The organism is Flavobacterium sp. KY-23415 (assembly GCF_055384985.1).
In genome coordinates this window covers 3,200,158-3,220,158 of sequence record NZ_AP044001.1, presented here as the reverse complement: position 1 = coordinate 3,220,158, position 20,001 = coordinate 3,200,158, and the positions used below count along the sequence as shown (strand labels likewise).

General features: G+C 30.5%; 17 protein-coding genes. 6 read left to right on the top strand and 11 right to left on the bottom strand.

Annotated elements, in window-relative coordinates:
- Nucleotides 1-2 precede the first annotated feature (2 nt).
- From ACZ49Z_RS14155 to ACZ49Z_RS14145, 3 genes are all read left to right on the top strand, one after another.
- Nucleotides 3-830 carry a DUF4249 domain-containing protein gene (locus ACZ49Z_RS14155; RefSeq protein WP_464304957.1) on the top strand — a complete coding sequence of 276 codons (828 nt, stop codon included), beginning with the start codon at nt 3-5 and terminating at the stop codon, nt 828-830.
- A 105-nt stretch (nt 831-935) separates the two neighbouring features.
- Nucleotides 936-1,598 (top strand): thiamine diphosphokinase, encoded by a 663-nt coding sequence (locus tag ACZ49Z_RS14150; RefSeq protein WP_464304956.1) that lies wholly within the window; start codon nt 936-938, stop codon nt 1,596-1,598.
- A gap of 610 nt (nt 1,599-2,208) precedes the next feature.
- The gene (locus tag ACZ49Z_RS14145) at nt 2,209-3,324 is read left to right on the top strand and encodes a helix-turn-helix domain-containing protein (protein WP_464304955.1); all 1,116 of its coding nucleotides are present in this window, start codon (nt 2,209-2,211) and stop codon (nt 3,322-3,324) included.
- A 129-nt stretch (nt 3,325-3,453) separates the two neighbouring features.
- Here ACZ49Z_RS14145 and ACZ49Z_RS14140 read toward each other — a convergent pair whose 3' ends face one another.
- From ACZ49Z_RS14140 to ACZ49Z_RS14110, 7 genes are all read right to left on the bottom strand, one after another.
- A complete protein-coding gene (locus ACZ49Z_RS14140) occupies nt 3,454-4,815 on the bottom strand; it encodes a transposase family protein (RefSeq protein WP_464304430.1) in 1,362 nt (453 codons plus the stop codon).
- 96 nt (nt 4,816-4,911) lie between these two features.
- Nucleotides 4,912-8,022, bottom strand: a complete 3,111-nt coding sequence (locus ACZ49Z_RS14135; RefSeq protein ID WP_464304954.1) for an alpha/beta hydrolase family protein — start codon at nt 8,020-8,022, stop codon at nt 4,912-4,914.
- 23 nt (nt 8,023-8,045) lie between these two features.
- Nucleotides 8,046-8,591 (bottom strand): Riean_0653 family protein, encoded by a 546-nt coding sequence (locus ACZ49Z_RS14130; protein WP_464304953.1) that lies wholly within the window; start codon nt 8,589-8,591, stop codon nt 8,046-8,048.
- A 23-nt stretch (nt 8,592-8,614) separates the two neighbouring features.
- A complete protein-coding gene (locus tag ACZ49Z_RS14125; RefSeq protein ID WP_464304952.1) occupies nt 8,615-9,154 on the bottom strand; it encodes a Riean_0653 family protein in 540 nt (179 codons plus the stop codon).
- Nucleotides 9,155-9,281: 127 nt separating this feature from the next.
- Nucleotides 9,282-9,899 carry a Riean_0653 family protein gene (locus ACZ49Z_RS14120; RefSeq protein WP_464304951.1) on the bottom strand — a complete coding sequence of 206 codons (618 nt, stop codon included), beginning with the start codon at nt 9,897-9,899 and terminating at the stop codon, nt 9,282-9,284.
- 79 nt (nt 9,900-9,978) lie between these two features.
- Nucleotides 9,979-10,590, bottom strand: coding sequence for a Riean_0653 family protein (locus ACZ49Z_RS14115; protein ID WP_464304950.1), 612 nt, complete (start codon nt 10,588-10,590; stop codon nt 9,979-9,981).
- 26 nt (nt 10,591-10,616) lie between these two features.
- Nucleotides 10,617-11,126 (bottom strand): hypothetical protein, encoded by a 510-nt coding sequence (locus ACZ49Z_RS14110; protein WP_445721697.1) that lies wholly within the window; start codon nt 11,124-11,126, stop codon nt 10,617-10,619.
- Between the two features lie 288 nt (nt 11,127-11,414).
- On the opposite strand from ACZ49Z_RS14110, the gene ACZ49Z_RS14105 reads away from it, so the two are divergent.
- Nucleotides 11,415-12,776, top strand: a complete 1,362-nt coding sequence (locus ACZ49Z_RS14105) for a transposase family protein (RefSeq protein ID WP_464304430.1) — start codon at nt 11,415-11,417, stop codon at nt 12,774-12,776.
- Nucleotides 12,777-13,131: 355 nt separating this feature from the next.
- On the opposite strand, the gene ACZ49Z_RS14100 is transcribed toward ACZ49Z_RS14105, so the two are convergent.
- Nucleotides 13,132-14,310, bottom strand: coding sequence for a M28 family peptidase (locus tag ACZ49Z_RS14100; RefSeq protein WP_464304949.1), 1,179 nt, complete (start codon nt 14,308-14,310; stop codon nt 13,132-13,134).
- 125 nt (nt 14,311-14,435) lie between these two features.
- Between ACZ49Z_RS14100 and uvrB the strand changes: the two genes are divergently transcribed.
- Both uvrB and ACZ49Z_RS14090 read left to right on the top strand, forming a co-directional pair.
- Nucleotides 14,436-16,424, top strand: coding sequence for an excinuclease ABC subunit UvrB (gene uvrB, locus ACZ49Z_RS14095; RefSeq protein ID WP_464304948.1), 1,989 nt, complete (start codon nt 14,436-14,438; stop codon nt 16,422-16,424).
- A 12-nt stretch (nt 16,425-16,436) separates the two neighbouring features.
- Nucleotides 16,437-16,898 (top strand): DMP19 family protein, encoded by a 462-nt coding sequence (locus ACZ49Z_RS14090; RefSeq protein ID WP_464304947.1) that lies wholly within the window; start codon nt 16,437-16,439, stop codon nt 16,896-16,898.
- Between the two features lie 222 nt (nt 16,899-17,120).
- Here the strand turns inward: ACZ49Z_RS14090 and ACZ49Z_RS14085 are convergent, their stop codons facing one another.
- The 3 genes from ACZ49Z_RS14085 to def all read right to left on the bottom strand — a co-directional run bounded on the left by ACZ49Z_RS14085 (nt 17,121) and on the right by def (nt 19,842).
- Nucleotides 17,121-18,482, bottom strand: a complete 1,362-nt coding sequence (locus ACZ49Z_RS14085) for a transposase family protein (RefSeq protein WP_464304430.1) — start codon at nt 18,480-18,482, stop codon at nt 17,121-17,123.
- Between the two features lie 225 nt (nt 18,483-18,707).
- Nucleotides 18,708-19,130 carry a DUF5606 family protein gene (locus tag ACZ49Z_RS14080; RefSeq protein ID WP_464304946.1) on the bottom strand — a complete coding sequence of 141 codons (423 nt, stop codon included), beginning with the start codon at nt 19,128-19,130 and terminating at the stop codon, nt 18,708-18,710.
- 124 nt (nt 19,131-19,254) lie between these two features.
- Nucleotides 19,255-19,842, bottom strand: coding sequence for a peptide deformylase (gene def, locus ACZ49Z_RS14075; RefSeq protein ID WP_464304945.1), 588 nt, complete (start codon nt 19,840-19,842; stop codon nt 19,255-19,257).
- Between the last annotated feature and the right edge of the window lie 159 nt (nt 19,843-20,001).

Sequence of the window (20,001 nt, the reverse complement as noted above, 5' to 3'; positions counted from 1 at the left end):
CAATGATGAAAATTATAATTAGAATAACAATAGCTATTTTTACATTAATAACGCTATCTTCATGCGAAGATGTTGTAGATATCGATTTAGATACTGCAAATCCTAAATTAGTAATAGATGCGTCTATTAAATGGCAAAAAGGGACAAGTGGAAACGAGCAAATTATTAGGCTAACCACCACTACTAATTTTTATGACAGTACAATACCCAATGCTACTGGAGCAACAGTTACTGTATTTGATGGAACAACTACCTATGATTTTATTGAAGATGTTGGGACTGGAAATTATATTTGTACTAATTTTAACCCTGTTATCAATGGAACATATACACTAACTGTTATCTATAAAGGAGAAGTATATACTGCAACAGATACATTATACCCTACGCCCGAAATAGAAACTGTCACACAATCTGTAATTTCTGGTCTGGGCAATCAAGAAGCTATTGAAATTAAATATTTTTTTCAAGATAACGGATTGGAAGACAACTATTACTTGTTAGGAGTTAAAAACAGTAATAATGCCTTTCCTGAATTTGGTGCATCAGACGATGAATTCTTTCAAGGAAACCAAATGTTTGGTCTTTATATAGATGATGAATTAGAAGTCAATGATGTTTTAGAACTTTCTGTTCAAGGAATTTCTGTACGCTACTTTAACTATATGGAAAAGTTATTAAATATTGCAGGCAATGATGGTGGCAATCCATTCTCGTCTCCACCTGCAACTTTAAGAGGTAATATTACAAACCAAACGAATACAGATAATTTCCCTTTTGGATATTTTAGCTTGGGAGAAATTGATACAGAGAATTATATCGTGCAATAAACAACAGATATACTAAAATAGAAATAGCAATTTCAACTTTGAAATTGCTATTTCTATTTAAAAACAATACATTCGTGCTACAAAAAATTAATTCGATTAATAACTATGTCTTCACACCACATTGTTCGAGACGACCAAGAACCAGCTTTAATTATTGCCAACGGATTAGCTTGTAATGAAGAACTATTAGGACAACTATTAGAATGGTCTCCTTTGGTTCTTGTATTGGATGCTGCTATTGAACGCGTTTTAAAATTAGGCATAAAAGTAGATGTATTACTTGGTGATTTTGATCATGGTTTTGATGCCGAATATTATAGAAACAGTCAATACCCAATTGAAATTGTTCACACACCAAATCAAGACAAAACCGATTTAGAAAAGGCATTTGACTATTTAATAGAAAGAAATATTCCTGCTGCAAATGTAATATGGGCAACAGGAAAAAGAGCAGACCATACCATTAGTAACATCACAAATATTGTGCGCTATAGAGAGCAACTTAAGATTGTGTTGTTTGATGATCATTCAAAGATATTTCTATTACCCAAGAGATTTGAAAAATGGTATCCAAAAGCAACCCCTCTATCCTTAATTCCAATTGGAGAAGTTTCTGGAATTCATTCCAAGAATTTATACTATTCCTTAGCAAATGATACTTTAACAATTGGTTACCGAACAGGAAATAGTAACCACGTTACACAAGATGGTATAGTAACTATAACACATGAATCTGGAGATTTACTACTTATGGAATGTTGGGACTAGTACTATTTTTATTAATAAAATAAAACAGGCTAATAAAATACAAGTTTTGGGTAATAAACTATCAACTCATCAAGAATACAAAGCATAAGTTTGTACCAGAAATGTTATTATTCATTTTACTGTTATGAGTAGCTGATGACTACTTTAAAAAATCATTAAGATTGTTAAGCCTGTTATGTAAAAAAGGTCGTTTTACTTTTGTAAAATGACCTTTTGCTTTTTATAGATTTCAATTTTTCAATAAAAAAACTGAATAGGTAATAAATTACTATTGTCTAGTGTGTAAAAACAAAATTAACCCCAAATTAAGCATTAGACTTTGTTATGAGAGAAATAGATGCAAAATAGTTGCGAAGCACGGAAGTTTTGCCCCACAAATGCAGCATTAGCCACATTGAGGACGTAAAACGGAGTACTGAAGCAAATATAAAGCAGCTATTTTTCGTAATAGAATTCAAATACTTAATTTGGGTTAAAGCAGCAAAATAAACAATTCGAGTAGCAAAAAACAGAATAAAAGAACAAAGTAAGCATGATGAATTCTAAGCTAATCATTTATATATTGGCTTGTTACTGAAATTAATATTAAAAAACTTAAATCAATTTTTGCATGATTACGAACATCATGAATTACTTTTTAATGACAAGTATTCTTGTTGGTTTTATATTTATTCTTGCATCATTATTTTCAAAAAAGGGCAAAGACAAATCTATGCTATATTTGAATTTAATTATCTTATTTTTGGTACTCAATTATCTGCAAATAGTTTTATTAGATAATGTTTTTACACAGGCTAATTATTTCATAAAAATGTTAAGGATTCCATTTTATGCTTTAATTCTACCCGCTTATTATACATTTGTAACTTATTATTTAGGAATTGAAACAAAAATAAAATCGTATGTTTTTATTTCATTATCCCTTTTTTCAATTGAAATAATTATTCGAATTATTCTATTTCAGAATCATTATCATGAAAATGAGTGTTATGTCGTTGCAAAATACAGACAAATAGAAGAAATTATTAATATCTTATTTTCATTATTCTTATTTGTTAAAGCATTTGTCATATTGTTTAAAAGACAAAAAATATATCAATACATTTTAACATTTGATAATTTAAAATGGCTTAAAAAATTCATGCTAATTAGTACATTCATTATGGCTTCTTGGCTTTTAGCGGTGTTATTTAATCTTAGCAAAGTAATTAACCCCGAAGTTTCTATTTTTTATCCATTACGTTTTTCTTGTTCCATTTTGGTTTTTTGGTTAGGCTATTATGGACTATCAAATTATTCCATTTTAACAGAAAGAATCAAATTAAGAGAAGAAATTGTAAAAGACAATTCTAATAAAACGAGGGTAATACAAAATAGTGAAAAACCAAAAAGTGAAAAATTTCAAAAAATTGACAATCATATTAATAACAATCTAAGTTATCTTAATCCCAATTATAGTCTAGAAAAATTATCCTCAGAATTAAAAATGAGTATTAGCTTATTGTCACAAATAATAAATTCAGAAAATGAAAATAATTTTTCAGATTACATAAATAGATTACGTATAAAAAAAGCAAAAGAATTATTAGCATCTCCAGAATTTAATCATTATACAATTATTTCTATAGGTCTAGAATGCGGATTCAAATCAAAATCAACATTTTATTTAGCATTTAAAAAGGCAAATTCAGAAGTAACAAGATTTTTTGAAAAATACTTTAAATAAAAACCTCAATTCATATTAATATAATTGAGGTTTTTTATTTTGTAGTAAAAATTATATGTTTTTATGATTTTTAAATTTGATATTTCTCAACAAGACGCACTTTTCCTATAAAGTATTTTTTTGAATACTTTACGCTGCTAGTTGTGTTTGATTTTTGTAAATTCTTCTTCCTATTTCTTTAGCATTAGCTGTATGTATTCCGAAAAAAATCCAAAGCATTTCACTTTTCTTGGTTCTAGCTTTTATCTTTCGTAAATTATAGTGCTCTTTTTCTTTGCCAAAACTACCTTCTAATCGAGTAGCTCTTTCTTTTTTAATTTCTGAGGCTAGCTTCTTTCTATGCTCTTCGTGTTTTCCAGCTTTTCCTTTTCTAACAAAGTCTGTTTGTATGTTATTTGTGGACGAAAAAGTTCTGTTTTTATTTGTGGCATAAATAGCATCAGCTCCAGTAATTCTTACTTTAGTTTTAGTTAGATTTTGTGCGCAAAATATACTGTTTTGAAATCGAGTTCCTTCGTTAAAGGCACGGTATTCTATATGTTCTATAAAATTGATTCCATCAATTTGAATTTTATTTACTTTTGCTCCAAATTCTACTTGTTTTACTTCTTTACCACGCACAATTGGGCGAATATAACTTTTATTTATGCTAACAATTCTATCGGGAACGCTTTTTCCTGTTGCAAAAATTTTTGATTGTTGTTGGTAAATAAGACGGATTATTCTGCGTTGTTTGCTGTATTTTGTGGTTGGCTCAAAGGAATATTGATTTTCAATTTTACTCAATTCTCCATTAAGTTTATATAATAATTTCAGAAGACCACGAGTCATTTTTGTTCGTTGCTTTGCTGTTTTTTTTCTTTTTCTAGAATACTCATTGTAGCGTTTACACCAATCAATATATTTGGTTCTTGGAAGTTTTATTTTTAAAATTCCACATAATGATTTCATTTGATTGTAATTCCACACAATACATTCCCAAAGTAGTTTCTCATTGGTAGGAAAACGCAACTCACTCTCATAACAAGTGGCATCTATCAAGACTTTGTCTAAATCATTCATATAAGGTAGCCAGCTTTTAGCTAATGTTTCTTGAACTTTTCGAACATCTAATTTTTTGGCTAATTCCATTCTTATTTGGCTAACTATTTTAAAATTTGTAAGCGGGGAATCTAGAGGTAATACAATATCACAAAAGTATTGCATGTAAACATTTCCGTTTAACAACTCGATTAGTTTAGCATCAGAACAACCATAATAGTTTTTTAGCATCATCAAGGCAATCTTACCTTTAGTACTAAAAATGCAATCTGGACCTTTTTTGCACGCTTTCAATTTAAAACTTTGAGAAAGTTCTGAAAAAGGTGTAGCTAGATGAATTTTACCTAAATCAGACTTTAGAAATTGCTCATAAAAAACATTAAAATCTTCATTGATAATATTTAAAGGCAATTTGTGCTGAAATTCACTTATTCGTATTATTTTTGACATACATATTTAAAAGAAAACCCCGTTTTTGACTCTTTTTGAGCATTCTCGGGGTTTATTTCTTCTAAAATACAAATTAAATAACTGATAAGCAAGTATTTATTTAATTGTGAATGTGCCCGAAAAAATAGCTTTATTATTTTGAATCTCAACTTTTGTTTTTGAGAAGCCTAATAAATCAAAAAGTTCTCCTGATACTTTTGCGTTTTTTTCAGGTAAATTATTTCGATCTCTTAATTCAATATTCACATTATCTTTTGAAGGATTTGGATAGACTATAAATGTGTTATCTGCTTGTTTGAATGCTTCAAAAGTACCACCATTGTTCGAACAATTAGTGACATTTATTTGATATGGTAACCAATCAGACCATCCACAAATATTTTTAACCCTAACTTTAAAAGCAATATAACCAGTTTGATGCGGTTGCAAATATGCTGTATTATTGTTAGTATTCCAAGCAAAATTAGTTGTTATTTTTTGCCATTCCCAATCCGAATTATTAGTGGTTAAATTTAAACCATTCGCAATAACTTTTCTGTAGTTTTGTGTTTCAAAGTAATTAGTTCTACACATAGAGAAACAATTTGAATCTCCAATTTCAGCATTAAAACAATCTGTTTCATAAGATAAAATTGGTTTGCCAACCCAAATAGATTTGGTAAGGGTTTTGTTACCACATTTAGCTCCGCCGTCTCCCATAGATAAAGAAAGTAATACTTGCCCAGATTGGTTGGGTATTGCAGTTAAAGTAATATTTGGAGTTTCGTTCCCAGTTAAAGTTACTAGATTTGAACCTTGTGTTATTGTCCAGTTATAAAACGGAACTCCGTTTGGAGCTGAATAGTTTGCAGTTGTGCATATTATATTGTTACCTTCAATCTTATCAGAAGAACATATATAGGCACAGTTAAAAATATCTTCATTATTTGCAATATTGTCTAATTCTAGAGCTAACCAATTTCCATTACGTGTATTGAACGATATGTGTTCTTCGTTTACGGATGAAGTATTGTGTGAAGTTGTAAAGTTATTAAATGGTATTGTTCTTGAGCCTGTTGGTGGAGTAGCTGCATTATATTTAAAGAAATAATCGGAGTTATTTAGTATTGCATTTCCATTCCCAACATCTAAAGCGCTTGGAGTAGGAATAAAGTTAAAGGAAGGTGCTAAATAGGCTGAAATTCCAAGGTTAATAAAATGATTATTAATTGTTGAGGTAGAAAAATTAAATGGTAATTGATAGTTACCTCCAGGATAATAGTCATATGATAAAGTTACTGGATTATTGTAGCTTCGATCTGTCAGGCTGGCTGTTATTTTAGGAGACCAACCAAAAAGACTAAATATTTTTTTAGTATATGAAATACTTCCATGATAAACTTGATTGCTTGTTCCGGCAACAGGAAGTGCATTTGCACTAAAATTCATATCAAAACTACTACTACCAGGGAGCAATCCTAATAGCAATCCTGGTTCGTTGAATTCAAAAGCTATAGCAGGTACACTGATACCCATTATTGGCTCAATCAAAACAGTTAGTAATGCTGTTAGTGCCGTTGTACTGGCTCCACCATTTAAGCTAAATAAGTTTGCACTTGGATTAAACGATTGAGGATTTGCACAATGATTACCATTGCTTAAAGCAATGTTTCTTGTTTGTTGTGGATATCCTAAACTGCGTAATTCTGTTTGAAAATCATTGAATGCTGAATTGTCTAAAACAAAACCTGAGTTAATATAATTTGCCAACAATTGTTTGGTTCCAACGGCATTAAAAAGATTTTGAATATCTGCAATACTCACACTATTATCTCCTTCTAAACTTATTTGATAATCACCAGCTGGTGTATCTATGAATTGATCGGCTAAATGACGTGCAAAATATTGAACACCCACAGGAATATTGGCTCCTTGATGTGGAGCATCATGACTGATGTATAAATTGGTTTGATGATTTTCGTTGTTAACTTCCATATCACGCAAGGCATAGCGTGCAATAACACCTCCCATACTTTGTCCTAAAACTACATTGGGTTGTGTACCTTGTTTTACACTGTTTACCCATTTAATAACATCTTCCACCAAATAGGCATTGCGCTGCAAATAGTCTTTCCCATTTTTAAAATTGATATAGATGATGTCGTAGGTAGAAAGTTGTGAAGGTAGATTGCTAGGTTCTATAGAAGTACTATTTCTAAAATTTCTATATTGAACTTCACCCAACTCATTTTCTATTCCTAATAGCCCACTATCAAAACCTTCTACTACAAACAACGGTTTGCGAATAATACAATCATCAAAAGCATAATCAATCTCTAGAATGGCTTGGTTGGTAGCCCCTAGATAGGGCTTTGTACCGTTAAATTCTACTTTGTCTATACCAAACGCATCTTGACTACAAGGTTGGTTTATTGTTCTTTTTAATGTTGTATTGTTTGTAGGTGGAACTTCGGCATCAATTACTATTTTACTATGGCTGTATAAAACCTGTCCGTTTGTAAGAGTTAGTTTATACTTCCATTCATAGGTACCCGCTGTTGTGTAATTAATAGAACGAACTTGCCCTAAAGCCATGGTTTGATAGCCCGAACCTTCATTAAAGTCTATTGCAATGTTTTGAACAGCTGTTGCATTGTTAGTGTACCACAAAGAAGCAGGAAGGCTTACCTGAAACGATAAACTTTTATAGAGTAGTATAGGCGAAGCAATGGCAAATACATTTTGTTCTGTATAGGGGTTTTGCCAAACACCATTAACATATTTATCTGTAATTACATCATTGTTGTTGACCAAAAAATTAGGATAAGCATCAGCCTTAAACTTGTTGTATTTGAAAAACAACCCACTTAGTATAATTTTATTAGGTGCTCGTAAATTGTCCCAATTTGTTTTAAAGGTAGTAGGGCTTAGTAATCCAGACACACCTTGTTGCACCCTTGCCATTAAGAGGGTGTTGTATATATTAGTAAATTTTCCTTTTGTAGTGTGATTAGTAGAAGACAATGCTCCCGCATAATCTGTAAGTTCTGCAAACTCCATTGCTTGGTTAATAAGTAACTTGGTAGGAATTTTGTTTTTATCAAGACCTGCAAACTTGGCGTTAATTTGTGTTTTGTAGGTTGTATTAACGGTTTGAGACTGTGCAAAAAGAGTTGCAAAAAGACAAAGCAGTAGCAACCCTTTGCCTAGAAAGAGTAATTTGTTCATAATATAATTGTGTTTAATAGTTACTAATTTGTGTATTGCATATCGAAACGACCTTCTCGAATTTGATGAACATTGCCTTGAAAGTCTAAAATATCAAACCAAAACGTTCCTGAAACAATATGGTTAACAGAATCTAATTTTGTAATTTTTAATTCACCTGTGTAGGTGTTATTGGTTCTAGTAGGTATTCCTTCTAATGCATATGTTCCATATGCATTAGAAGGAATCATTTCTTCTAATACGTATGTATTATTTTGAGCAATTTCTTTATCATATGTACCAACACCTACACTTATTAAATAATCATCTTGATTTATATTATTTACATTTACTGAAAAATAATATTCCCCATTAACATACTGATAAAAACAGTTTGTTGCATTATTATAATTCCCTGGCAAAAAAGCTTTACCATTTAACAAACAACCAAAAGTATTAGCTCCGGTTTGTGTGGCTGGTGGTAGTTTATCTATTTCTGCAACTGCTTTAGTTTTAACATCTTCTTTACAGCAACTAGTAACTGTAAACATTACAGTAAAAAGTAATATTATTTTAAAAATTGTTCTCATAGTTTATTGTTGTTTAATTTTTTTTAATTTGTGTATTGCATATCAAATCGACCTTCTCGAATTTGATGAACATTGCCTTGAAAGTCTAAAATATCAAACCAAAACGTTCCTGAAACTATATGATTAACAGAGTCTAATTTAGTTATGTGTAATTCTCCTGTATATGAACTACCGTCTGTTGTCGTAAATATACCATTTAATGCATATGTAGCGTATGCATTAAATGGTATATTGCCATTTAATGCGTATGTATTGCCTTCTGAAATTTCTAATGCGTTTGTTCCTAAATCAATTGATACAAGAATTTCATTTTCAACATGATTACCAAAACTTAAGTAAAAATAATACTCTCCATTTACCAATTGGTAAAAACAATTAGTAGCATTTGGAAAATTATCCGGCAAAAAAGCTTTACCATCTAGCAAACAACCAAAAGTATTAGCTCCGGTTTGTGTGGCTGGTGGTAGTTTGTCTATTTCAGCAATTGGTTGTGGAGCATCGTCATTTTTGCAACAGCTATTTAAAGCAAATGTTACGAATAGTATTGAAAATAGGTTTTTCATCTGTTTTATTGTGTGTTTTTTAAATTAATAAGATTTTCGAAGATTTTTTTAATTTAGCTGCGAAGGATTTCTATCTGATAGAAGTCCTTCTTTTTGTTACGTCTGTCTATTTCATAAATTCTTTTTTCTAATAGTCCCAATCGAAACGCCCACTTCTAATTTCTACAGTTTCACCTGCGGCATTTACTGCATCAAACCAAAATGTTCCTGAGATAATAGAATTTGATAAATCTAATCTAGTGATTTTGAGCTCGCCTGTTTTTATTGTATTTGTGTAATATTTATTTAATGAGCTTAATCTATAAGCTCCTCCACCTCCAGTATAATCACCATTATCTATTGGGTTTTTATTTAAAATATAAGTTTGTCCATCCATTAAATTAATTTTACTAGTTCCTACACTTACATCTGGACCTTGATTCTTATCGTCAGCAAATGCTATTGAAAAGAAAAATTCTCCATTTTCTAATTGATAGAAACAATTTACAGGTGAATTTAACCCTCTTTGAGAAGGTAAATAAACTTTACCATTAACCAAACAGCCCACTGTGTTAGCCCCTGTTTGGGTTTCAGGAGGTAATTGGTCGTTTCCAGAAAAAGGGTTGTCGTCTTTGTTGCAACAACTTAAAGTGAAAGTTGCAAGTAGTAATAAAACTATTTTTTTACATCTATTTAGTATATTCTTTCTTTGGTGTTTGTTCCCCGAGCTTGTAAAGCGAACGGATGAAATAATCATAGCTTTCATAGTTTGTTTTAATGTTTATCAAAAGTAGAAAAAATGTATGATTTTTATGATGTAATTATTGAAGACTTACTTTGTTTTTTTATGGAAATGATACATTTGGAAGGGTATAACCATTTATATCAAATCTCCCATCTTTTATTTCTATAATATCAGTAGTATTAGTTGAGCTTTTAACTTTGCAGGTAAATGTTCCTGATATAATTCCATTTAAATAATCATATCTTGTAATTTTTAAAAGACCAGAATTTTCAAAAGAACGGTAATATTGGTAAGTATTGGTACTTTCATTAAAGACTCTACAATGTAAATAGGTATGATTTAATCCATCAATAGCATTATAGCCATTGGATTCATTAATTATATATTCCCCAATGCCATATAAATGTACTTGGTGCATGTGAATAAGAATTTTAGCCGTTCTTTCACTTTTAAAATCCCTAACGTCTAATTCGTAATAATCTGTAACATTGGGGTAGCCTCCTAAATAACTGTAAGCACTATCACTACCTCCAACAGTACCTGTTCCATCTCTAGGGATAAGTAGGTTGCCATTTATGCAACAGCCAAATTTATTGGCACCAACTGTGGTTGCTTGTGGGAGTAAATCTTGGCAAGAACTGTTTATCTTGTCGTCATTTGAGCAACTTACAAAAAAAACGCAAGTTATTAAGCTTAAAATTTTGGTTTTCATTTTTGTAAAATTTATTTGTTAGTGAATTAATTAAATTTATATTGGAAAATTAAATTTGTGGAAAAATTATTACTAATACTATTTATACTGTAATTTGTATTTATTCCTAAACCAAACTTCTCGTTAAAATAAAATTTAGTATTAAACTTTAACGGAAATGAAATAGTGTTATTTTCAATATTTAAACTACTTACTTTGTAATGACCTATACCTGTAAATAATTCAAATCGAAGCCATTTTTTAACTTTTAATTCTCTTCCATATTGTATCCTAAATTCATTGAAATTATAGGTGGAATTTCCAACGATGCCAATTTCTGCACCTGTTAAAAATGAAGTAGAAATTAGATTTTTGCCAATAGATGTTGTTATATCAGCAACAAAAGTAGCTCCCCCAATTTCATCACCAAAAGGATTTTGTTTACTATAAAACCCTCCAAATCCAATCTCAACAGTATGGAGCTGTATTTTATTTTCTTGAGCGTTTAGGGTTAAATAATTCGCTAATCCCAATGTTATTAGAATAAATTTTTTCATGATTTTCTGTAATTAAAAAAATTGACTCTTCAAAAGTATAAATCATAAAAAAATAAATGTCCTAAATTCTCTATAATGAATGATTTAGGACAATTTTGGATAAATTAGGACGGTTTTTCTATACTATTTTTTTTTCTAAATTCCGTTGGAGTTGTATTTGTGAATTTTTTAGGCACATTCACAATTAAATAAATACTTGCTTATCAGTTATTTAATTTGTATTTTAGAAGAAATAAACCCCGAGAATGCTCAAAAAGAGTCAAAAACGGGGTTTTCTTTTAAATATGTATGTCAAAAATAATACGAATAAGTGAATTTCAGCACAAATTGCCTTTAAATATTATCAATGAAGATTTTAATGTTTTTTATGAGCAATTTCTAAAGTCTGATTTAGGTAAAATTCATCTAGCTACACCTTTTTCAGAACTTTCTCAAAGTTTTAAATTGAAAGCGTGCAAAAAAGGTCCAGATTGCATTTTTAGTACTAAAGGTAAGATTGCCTTGATGATGCTAAAAAACTATTATGGTTGTTCTGATGCTAAACTAATCGAGTTGTTAAACGGAAATGTTTACATGCAATACTTTTGTGATATTGTATTACCTCTAGATTCCCCGCTTACAAATTTTAAAATAGTTAGCCAAATAAGAATGGAATTAGCCAAAAAATTAGATGTTCGAAAAGTTCAAGAAACATTAGCTAAAAGCTGGCTACCTTATATGAATGATTTAGACAAAGTCTTGATAGATGCCACTTGTTATGAGAGTGAGTTGCGTTTTCCTACCAATGAGAAACTACTTTGGGAATGTATTGTGTGGAATTACAATCAAATGAAATCATTATGTGGCATTTTAAAAATAAAACTTCCAAGAACCAAATATATTGATTGGTGTAAACGCTACAATGAGTATTCTAGAAAAAGAAAAAAAACAGCAAAGCAACGAACAAAAATGACTCGTGGTCTTCTGAAATTATTATATAAACTTAATGGAGAATTGAGTAAAATTGAAAATCAATATTCCTTTGAGCCAACCACAAAATACAGCAAACAACGCAGAATAATCCGTCTTATTTACCAACAACAATCAAAAATTTTTGCAACAGGAAAAAGCGTTCCCGATAGAATTGTTAGCATAAATAAAAGTTATATTCGCCCAATTGTGCGTGGTAAAGAAGTAAAACAAGTAGAATTTGGAGCAAAAGTAAATAAAATTCAAATTGATGGAATCAATTTTATAGAACATATAGAATACCGTGCCTTTAACGAAGGAACTCGATTTCAAAACAGTATATTTTGCGCACAAAATCTAACTAAAACTAAAGTAAGAATTACTGGAGCTGATGCTATTTATGCCACAAATAAAAACAGAACTTTTTCGTCCACAAATAACATACAAACAGACTTTGTTAGAAAAGGAAAAGCTGGAAAACACGAAGAGCATAGAAAGAAGCTAGCCTCAGAAATTAAAAAAGAAAGAGCTACTCGATTAGAAGGTAGTTTTGGCAAAGAAAAAGAGCACTATAATTTACGAAAGATAAAAGCTAGAACCAAGAAAAGTGAAATGCTTTGGATTTTTTTCGGAATACATACAGCTAATGCTAAAGAAATAGGAAGAAGAATTTACAAAAATCAAACACAACTAGCAGCGTAAAGTATTCAAAAAAATACTTTATAGGAAAAGTGCGTCTTGTTGAGAAATATCAAATTTAAAAATCATAAAAACATATAATTTTTACTACAAAATAAAAAACCTCAATTATATTAATATGAATTGAGGTTTTTATTTAAAGTATTTTTCAAAAAATCTTGTTACTTCTGAATTTGCCTTTTCGGTTAGAAATCTTAATAAAGGGATCTATATACTTAAAATCTATATTAATGATCAAATAGAAAGTCATCAAATAGCTGTTGAATAACACTTTTTGTAATCACTTTTCAAAGTAATTAAAAAAACACCTCTTTTAAAACAGTTTAAAAGAGGTGTTTTATAATATATTATATCATATTTACTCCACAATAATTTTCTTTCTCACAATAGTTTTATCCGAACTTAAAGTAGCAACATACATTCCTTTGGATAAAGTATCTAAATTTAGAGATACTAACTGTTGTGTTCCAGAAAAAGTATTTGAAAAAACTTCTTTTCCTTGAATATCGCTTAATTTCAATAAATAATTAGACTCAGGGTTTGTCCCTAAATTAATCGTTAAATAATCTTTAACAGGATTAGGATAAAAACCAATTTCATTTGAATTAGTAAAATTAGCATCATTTAAATTAGTTGCCGCAACTGCAAAATGCAACATGGCTCCTGTAGCTGCTTTGGCTACATTATAATTATATACTGGATCCATATTCACTAATAAATCGGAAGCCGAATGACCGTGTGTGGTTTCATTCGTTTCATAAAAACCAGTAATCACTTCATTATTGTCTTCAAAAGGCATATAATCTGAAGAATACGCATAGGAAAGATTAGTGTTTAATGGAGAATAAAGTCCCACACAGGTGATTAATTCATTTGTTATAGTGTTTGATGCTGCATTATTGGTTGTTGGTGTTCCTGTATCGCGTTCGCAAGTAATAGTATTATTTGTCATTCCTGCAACACCACCTACTTGGTCAATATTAAAAACTAATTTAATATCCATTTTAGGTACTGTTCCGTTTACTACATTTGTGACGTAGTGTTGACTCCCTATTAATCCATCTTCTTCACCACTAAAATTAATAAATTTAATAGAATATTCTGTAGGAACATTTTGCAATAATCTTGCGACTTCAAGAATTGTATTTACTCCACTTCCATTGTCATTGGTACCTGTTCCGTTTAAAGAATCATAATGTCCGCAGATAATTACAAAAGTATTGGGATATGTTGTTCCCACCTTTGTTACAATTAAATTTTTACAGGTATAGCCACCATTCAAAAAAGTGTCTTCTTGCAATTGAGCGTTTGTATAGCCAAACCCAAGATATTTGTTGCGCAACCAAACATAGGTATCTTCCAATGGTTGTGTTCCTCTTCTTTTTACTCCTAAAGCTTCAAATTCTGTTAAGTTATTAGTAACATTTGATTGAGAAACCTGATTTGCAATATCTGCGTAAGCCTGAATAAAAGTTTGTCCAAACAAACCGTTTATAAATAATAGCAATAGCGTAGTTAAGTGTAATTTGTTTTTCATTTGTAATTTGATTTGTAAAGTGTTAGGGCTAAAACAGTAATAACAAATATATAATTTATTCTGCAATGAAAAAATCTTAAATTAACTTTGTAACTTTACAGATATAAAAAAAGTAACCATACTAAATGAAGTTCCAAGTAGTTTCGGAATACGTTCCAACAGGAGATCAACCACAAGCCATTGAAAAATTATCTAAAGGAATAATCAATGGAGAAAAATACCAAACATTATTAGGAGTAACGGGTTCTGGGAAAACCTTTACCGTTGCAAACATGATTCAAGAAGTACAAAAGCCTACTTTAATACTCGCACATAATAAAACATTAGCTGCACAATTATATTCTGAGTTCAAGCAATTTTTCCCCAACAACTCTGTTCAATATTTTGTTTCCTATTATGATTATTATCAACCAGAAGCCTTCATTCCTGTAACAGGAACCTATATAGAAAAAGACCTTTCCATAAACGATGAACTCGAAAAATTACGATTAAGTACTACTTCTGCTCTACTTTCAGGACGAAGAGACATAGTCGTTATTTCCTCTGTGTCGTGTCTTTATGGTATAGGAAATCCTGTTGAATTTCAGAAAAATGTAATTTCCATTGAACGAGACCAAGTCATCTCTAGAACCAAATTACTTCATAAATTAGTCCAAAGTCTCTACGCAAGAACTGAAGCAGAATTTACTCCAGGAACTTTTAGAATAAAAGGAGATACTGTAGAAGTTTTTCCAAGCTATGCAGACGATCCGTTTAGAATACATTTTTTTGGAGATGAGATTGAAGAAATAGAAGCATTCGATCCAAGAACAGCTCAGGTGATTGAAAAATATGAAAAATTAAACATTTATCCTGCCAACATGTTTGTAACTTCTCCAGACGTATTGCAAAAAGCTATTTGGGAAATTCAACAAGATATGGTGAAACAAGTTGACTATTTTAAAGAAATAGGCAAACATTTAGAAGCAAAACGCTTAGAAGAGCGAACCAATTTTGATTTAGAAATGATACGTGAGCTTGGGTATTGTTCAGGTATCGAAAATTATTCTCGCTATCTTGATGGTCGAGAAGCAGGCACAAGACCTTTCTGTTTGCTCGATTACTTCCCAGATGATTTCTTAATGGTTGTTGATGAAAGTCACGTAACCATTTCACAAGTACACGCCATGTATGGAGGAGATAGAAGTAGAAAAGAAAACCTTGTTGAATATGGATTTCGACTACCAGCTGCAATGGATAATAGACCTTTAAAATTTGAAGAATTTGAAGCTTTGCAAAATCAGGTTGTTTATGTTTCTGCAACTCCTGCCGATTATGAACTTGAAAAATCGGAAGGAATTTATGTAGAACAAATAATTCGACCAACAGGATTACTAGACCCTATTATAGAAATACGTCCAAGCGAAAATCAAATAGACGATTTAATCGAAGAAATTCAGTTGCGTTGCGAAGCCGATGAGCGAGTATTAATTACCACGCTTACTAAAAGAATGGCAGAAGAACTCACTAAATACCTAACCAAAGTAGCGATTCGTTGTCGCTATGTACATTCTGATGTGGATACCTTAGAGCGTGTAGAAATTATGCAAGATCTTAGAAAAGGGCTTTTTGATGTATTAATTGGCGTTAACCTGCTTCGTGAAGGTTTGGATTTACCCGAAGTTTCACTCGTTGCCATTTTAGATGCTGATAAAGAAGGATTTTTGAGAAGTCATCGTTCCTTAACACAAACTGTAGGGCGTGCAGCTAGAAATGTAAACGGGAAAGCCATAATGTATGCGGATAAGATTACCAAAAGTATGCAAAAAACCATAGATGAGACTACTTACAGAAGAGAGAAACAAATGGCATACAACATCAAACACGGACTTGAACCAAAGGCATTAAACAAAAGTTTAGGAAATGCACTTAGCGGTAATTCGGTTTCCACACAATATTATGACAATCTAGAATATAAAGCAGCAGAACCCGAAAGTGAATACTTATCCAAACCAGAGATTGAAAAGAAAATACGTGAAAAACGTAAAGCCATGGAAAAAGCTGCCAAAGAACTAGATTTTATGCAAGCTGCCAAATTGAGAGACGAAATCAAAGCTTTACAAGAAAAGATATAAATAAGAAAACTAATGAAAAACATCACTGAAATACTAGAACTGACAGACGAAATTGCAATCATTGAAGCTATTGGTACAAACGTTTGGAACAAAAAACAGGAAACAGACAACCTTACTGCTCAAGAAACTACATTTGTGCTTATCGATATTTTTGAAGGAGCAATGAATGAAGGAGGATTTTACTATTTTTTCAATGGAGAAACTGGAAGCTTTGCAAAAGAAATACTGGAAGCCTATAAAAATATTGGAGCACCCAAAACGGCTAACATTATAGCCAAAGCAATTGGACTTTTCGGCGTAAATAACTATTCAGAAGATACTATCAAAAGACAAAATACTATTAAAAAATTAGACGATAAAGCCATTTCTGGTTGGGAAGATTTAGATGAGTTATTTTTTAACGATGAACAAGAAGAAGATATCGTAACTCTAATTGTAACTTATATTCGAAACCATCCAACAGCATTTAATTAATTTTTTATTACAAAAGATAACTATAGAAAAAAATGTACATTTTGGTAGGCAAATTCAGAAGTAACAAGATTTTTTGAAAAATACTTTAAATAAAAACCTCAATTCATATTAATATAATTGAGGTTTTTTATTTTGTAGTAAAAATTATATGTTTTTATGATTTTTAAATTTGATATTTCTCAACAAGACGCACTTTTCCTATAAAGTATTTTTTTGAATACTTTACGCTGCTAGTTGTGTTTGATTTTTGTAAATTCTTCTTCCTATTTCTTTAGCATTAGCTGTATGTATTCCGAAAAAAATCCAAAGCATTTCACTTTTCTTGGTTCTAGCTTTTATCTTTCGTAAATTATAGTGCTCTTTTTCTTTGCCAAAACTACCTTCTAATCGAGTAGCTCTTTCTTTTTTAATTTCTGAGGCTAGCTTCTTTCTATGCTCTTCGTGTTTTCCAGCTTTTCCTTTTCTAACAAAGTCTGTTTGTATGTTATTTGTGGACGAAAAAGTTCTGTTTTTATTTGTGGCATAAATAGCATCAGCTCCAGTAATTCTTACTTTAGTTTTAGTTAGATTTTGTGCGCAAAATATACTGTTTTGAAATCGAGTTCCTTCGTTAAAGGCACGGTATTCTATATGTTCTATAAAATTGATTCCATCAATTTGAATTTTATTTACTTTTGCTCCAAATTCTACTTGTTTTACTTCTTTACCACGCACAATTGGGCGAATATAACTTTTATTTATGCTAACAATTCTATCGGGAACGCTTTTTCCTGTTGCAAAAATTTTTGATTGTTGTTGGTAAATAAGACGGATTATTCTGCGTTGTTTGCTGTATTTTGTGGTTGGCTCAAAGGAATATTGATTTTCAATTTTACTCAATTCTCCATTAAGTTTATATAATAATTTCAGAAGACCACGAGTCATTTTTGTTCGTTGCTTTGCTGTTTTTTTTCTTTTTCTAGAATACTCATTGTAGCGTTTACACCAATCAATATATTTGGTTCTTGGAAGTTTTATTTTTAAAATTCCACATAATGATTTCATTTGATTGTAATTCCACACAATACATTCCCAAAGTAGTTTCTCATTGGTAGGAAAACGCAACTCACTCTCATAACAAGTGGCATCTATCAAGACTTTGTCTAAATCATTCATATAAGGTAGCCAGCTTTTAGCTAATGTTTCTTGAACTTTTCGAACATCTAATTTTTTGGCTAATTCCATTCTTATTTGGCTAACTATTTTAAAATTTGTAAGCGGGGAATCTAGAGGTAATACAATATCACAAAAGTATTGCATGTAAACATTTCCGTTTAACAACTCGATTAGTTTAGCATCAGAACAACCATAATAGTTTTTTAGCATCATCAAGGCAATCTTACCTTTAGTACTAAAAATGCAATCTGGACCTTTTTTGCACGCTTTCAATTTAAAACTTTGAGAAAGTTCTGAAAAAGGTGTAGCTAGATGAATTTTACCTAAATCAGACTTTAGAAATTGCTCATAAAAAACATTAAAATCTTCATTGATAATATTTAAAGGCAATTTGTGCTGAAATTCACTTATTCGTATTATTTTTGACATACATATTTAAAAGAAAACCCCGTTTTTGACTCTTTTTGAGCATTCTCGGGGTTTGTTTCTTCTAAAATACAAATTAAATAACTGATAAGCAAGTATTTATTTAATTGTGAATGTGCCTTGGTATTGAAATACATTTGGAGAATGATACATTTTTGAATTCAAACAACATTTTCAAAAACAAAAAAGTCCTCAAATTTGAGGACTTTTTTGTTTTACATGCTACAATTATTCTGCAGTTTCTTCTTTTTCTTCTTTTGATAAAGCTTCAACTGATACAAATCCTTTTGGTTGTAAGATATTATACCAATTTAAAATCTTCTTAATATCTGAAGTATATACTCTATCTTCATCGAATTCTGGTAACACTTCTCTAAAATATGCTTTCAATTTTGCGTCGTCTTCTTTGTGAGAAATTGCTGCTCCATCATTCTCTTTTGTTGCAATCGCTTTAAAAACTTCTGCTAAGCGAATTTCTTCTGAATAAGTATATACAGCGATTTCAGATAGTAAACTTACGTTACTTCTCATTCCTACAGTAATTCTTTTACCGTCTAACAATGCTTCCGCAACAAAACCAGTACGTGTTTGAATCTTTAATTCATATAAACCTGGTTTCCCAGCTATAGCTAATATTTTTTGAATGCTCATTTTTCTTTTTTATTTTAAGGTTGGCAAATATATAATTTTAGTTTAAAGTTAAAAAATTAAAAAATTGAAAGTTCAAAGTACCACGCGTTACTTTTCATTAACAACTCTTTAATAAATACTTTACTTATCTTCCTTTTTTATTAGCAAATTTCATTCTATAATCAGGTTTTGCTTTACCTTCCATAATGTTCATTAGTTTTTTACCTATAATTTTTTTCTTTAACATAGATAAATGATCTGTAAACAATATACCTTCAATATGATCATACTCATGTTGAATTACACGAGCTCTCAAACCAGAAATAACTTCTGTTTTTTTATTAAAATCTTCATCATAATATTCTATTGTGATAGTTTCATGACGAAAAACATCTTCTCTCACATCTGGAATGCTTAAACAACCTTCATTAAATCCCCAAACATCACCTTCTTCCTTCAATATCTTAGCATTAATAAACACTTTTTTAAATGTTTTTAACTCTTCTGCTTCTTCTTTTGAAACTTCATCACTATCTGCTAAAGGCTCTGTATCTATTACAAATAAGCGAATTGGCAATCCTACTTGAGGAGCGGCTAAACCAAGTCCATAAGCCTGATACATTGTTTCAAACATATCTGCAATGGTTTCTTTTAGATTAGGGTACTCTTTTGTAATTTCTTCACTTACTTTTCTCAAAACCGGCTCACCATAGCCGTATATAGGTAAAATCATTTTCAAAAATTTAGAACGCAAAATTAAGCAAAATATTTCTTAAAAATAACTTAAAAACAAAACAATATAAAATATCAAGGTTAATAAACAAAACATCAAAAGATATTTTATCTATTATTATTTATTTTTAAGTTATTTTATCTTTTTATTTGTTTTTAA

Bases quoted from the DNA above. Each gene is read 5' to 3' on its own strand.
- ACZ49Z_RS14155 (WP_464304957.1), top strand. From the start codon at position 3: ATGATGAAAATTATAATTAGAATAACAATAGCTATTTTTACATTAATA.
- ACZ49Z_RS14150 (WP_464304956.1), top strand. From the start codon at position 936: ATGTCTTCACACCACATTGTTCGAGACGACCAAGAACCAGCTTTAATT.
- ACZ49Z_RS14145 (WP_464304955.1), top strand. From the start codon at position 2,209: ATGATTACGAACATCATGAATTACTTTTTAATGACAAGTATTCTTGTT.
- ACZ49Z_RS14140 (WP_464304430.1), bottom strand. From the start codon at position 4,815: ATGTCAAAAATAATACGAATAAGTGAATTTCAGCACAAATTGCCTTTA.
- ACZ49Z_RS14135 (WP_464304954.1), bottom strand. From the start codon at position 8,022: ATGAACAAATTACTCTTTCTAGGCAAAGGGTTGCTACTGCTTTGTCTT.
- ACZ49Z_RS14130 (WP_464304953.1), bottom strand. From the start codon at position 8,591: ATGAGAACAATTTTTAAAATAATATTACTTTTTACTGTAATGTTTACA.
- ACZ49Z_RS14125 (WP_464304952.1), bottom strand. From the start codon at position 9,154: ATGAAAAACCTATTTTCAATACTATTCGTAACATTTGCTTTAAATAGC.
- ACZ49Z_RS14120 (WP_464304951.1), bottom strand. From the start codon at position 9,899: ATGAAAGCTATGATTATTTCATCCGTTCGCTTTACAAGCTCGGGGAAC.
- ACZ49Z_RS14115 (WP_464304950.1), bottom strand. From the start codon at position 10,590: ATGAAAACCAAAATTTTAAGCTTAATAACTTGCGTTTTTTTTGTAAGT.
- ACZ49Z_RS14110 (WP_445721697.1), bottom strand. From the start codon at position 11,126: ATGAAAAAATTTATTCTAATAACATTGGGATTAGCGAATTATTTAACC.
- ACZ49Z_RS14105 (WP_464304430.1), top strand. From the start codon at position 11,415: ATGTCAAAAATAATACGAATAAGTGAATTTCAGCACAAATTGCCTTTA.
- ACZ49Z_RS14100 (WP_464304949.1), bottom strand. From the start codon at position 14,310: ATGAAAAACAAATTACACTTAACTACGCTATTGCTATTATTTATAAAC.
- uvrB (WP_464304948.1), top strand. From the start codon at position 14,436: ATGAAGTTCCAAGTAGTTTCGGAATACGTTCCAACAGGAGATCAACCA.
- ACZ49Z_RS14090 (WP_464304947.1), top strand. From the start codon at position 16,437: ATGAAAAACATCACTGAAATACTAGAACTGACAGACGAAATTGCAATC.
- ACZ49Z_RS14085 (WP_464304430.1), bottom strand. From the start codon at position 18,482: ATGTCAAAAATAATACGAATAAGTGAATTTCAGCACAAATTGCCTTTA.
- ACZ49Z_RS14080 (WP_464304946.1), bottom strand. From the start codon at position 19,130: ATGAGCATTCAAAAAATATTAGCTATAGCTGGGAAACCAGGTTTATAT.
- def (WP_464304945.1), bottom strand. From the start codon at position 19,842: ATGATTTTACCTATATACGGCTATGGTGAGCCGGTTTTGAGAAAAGTA.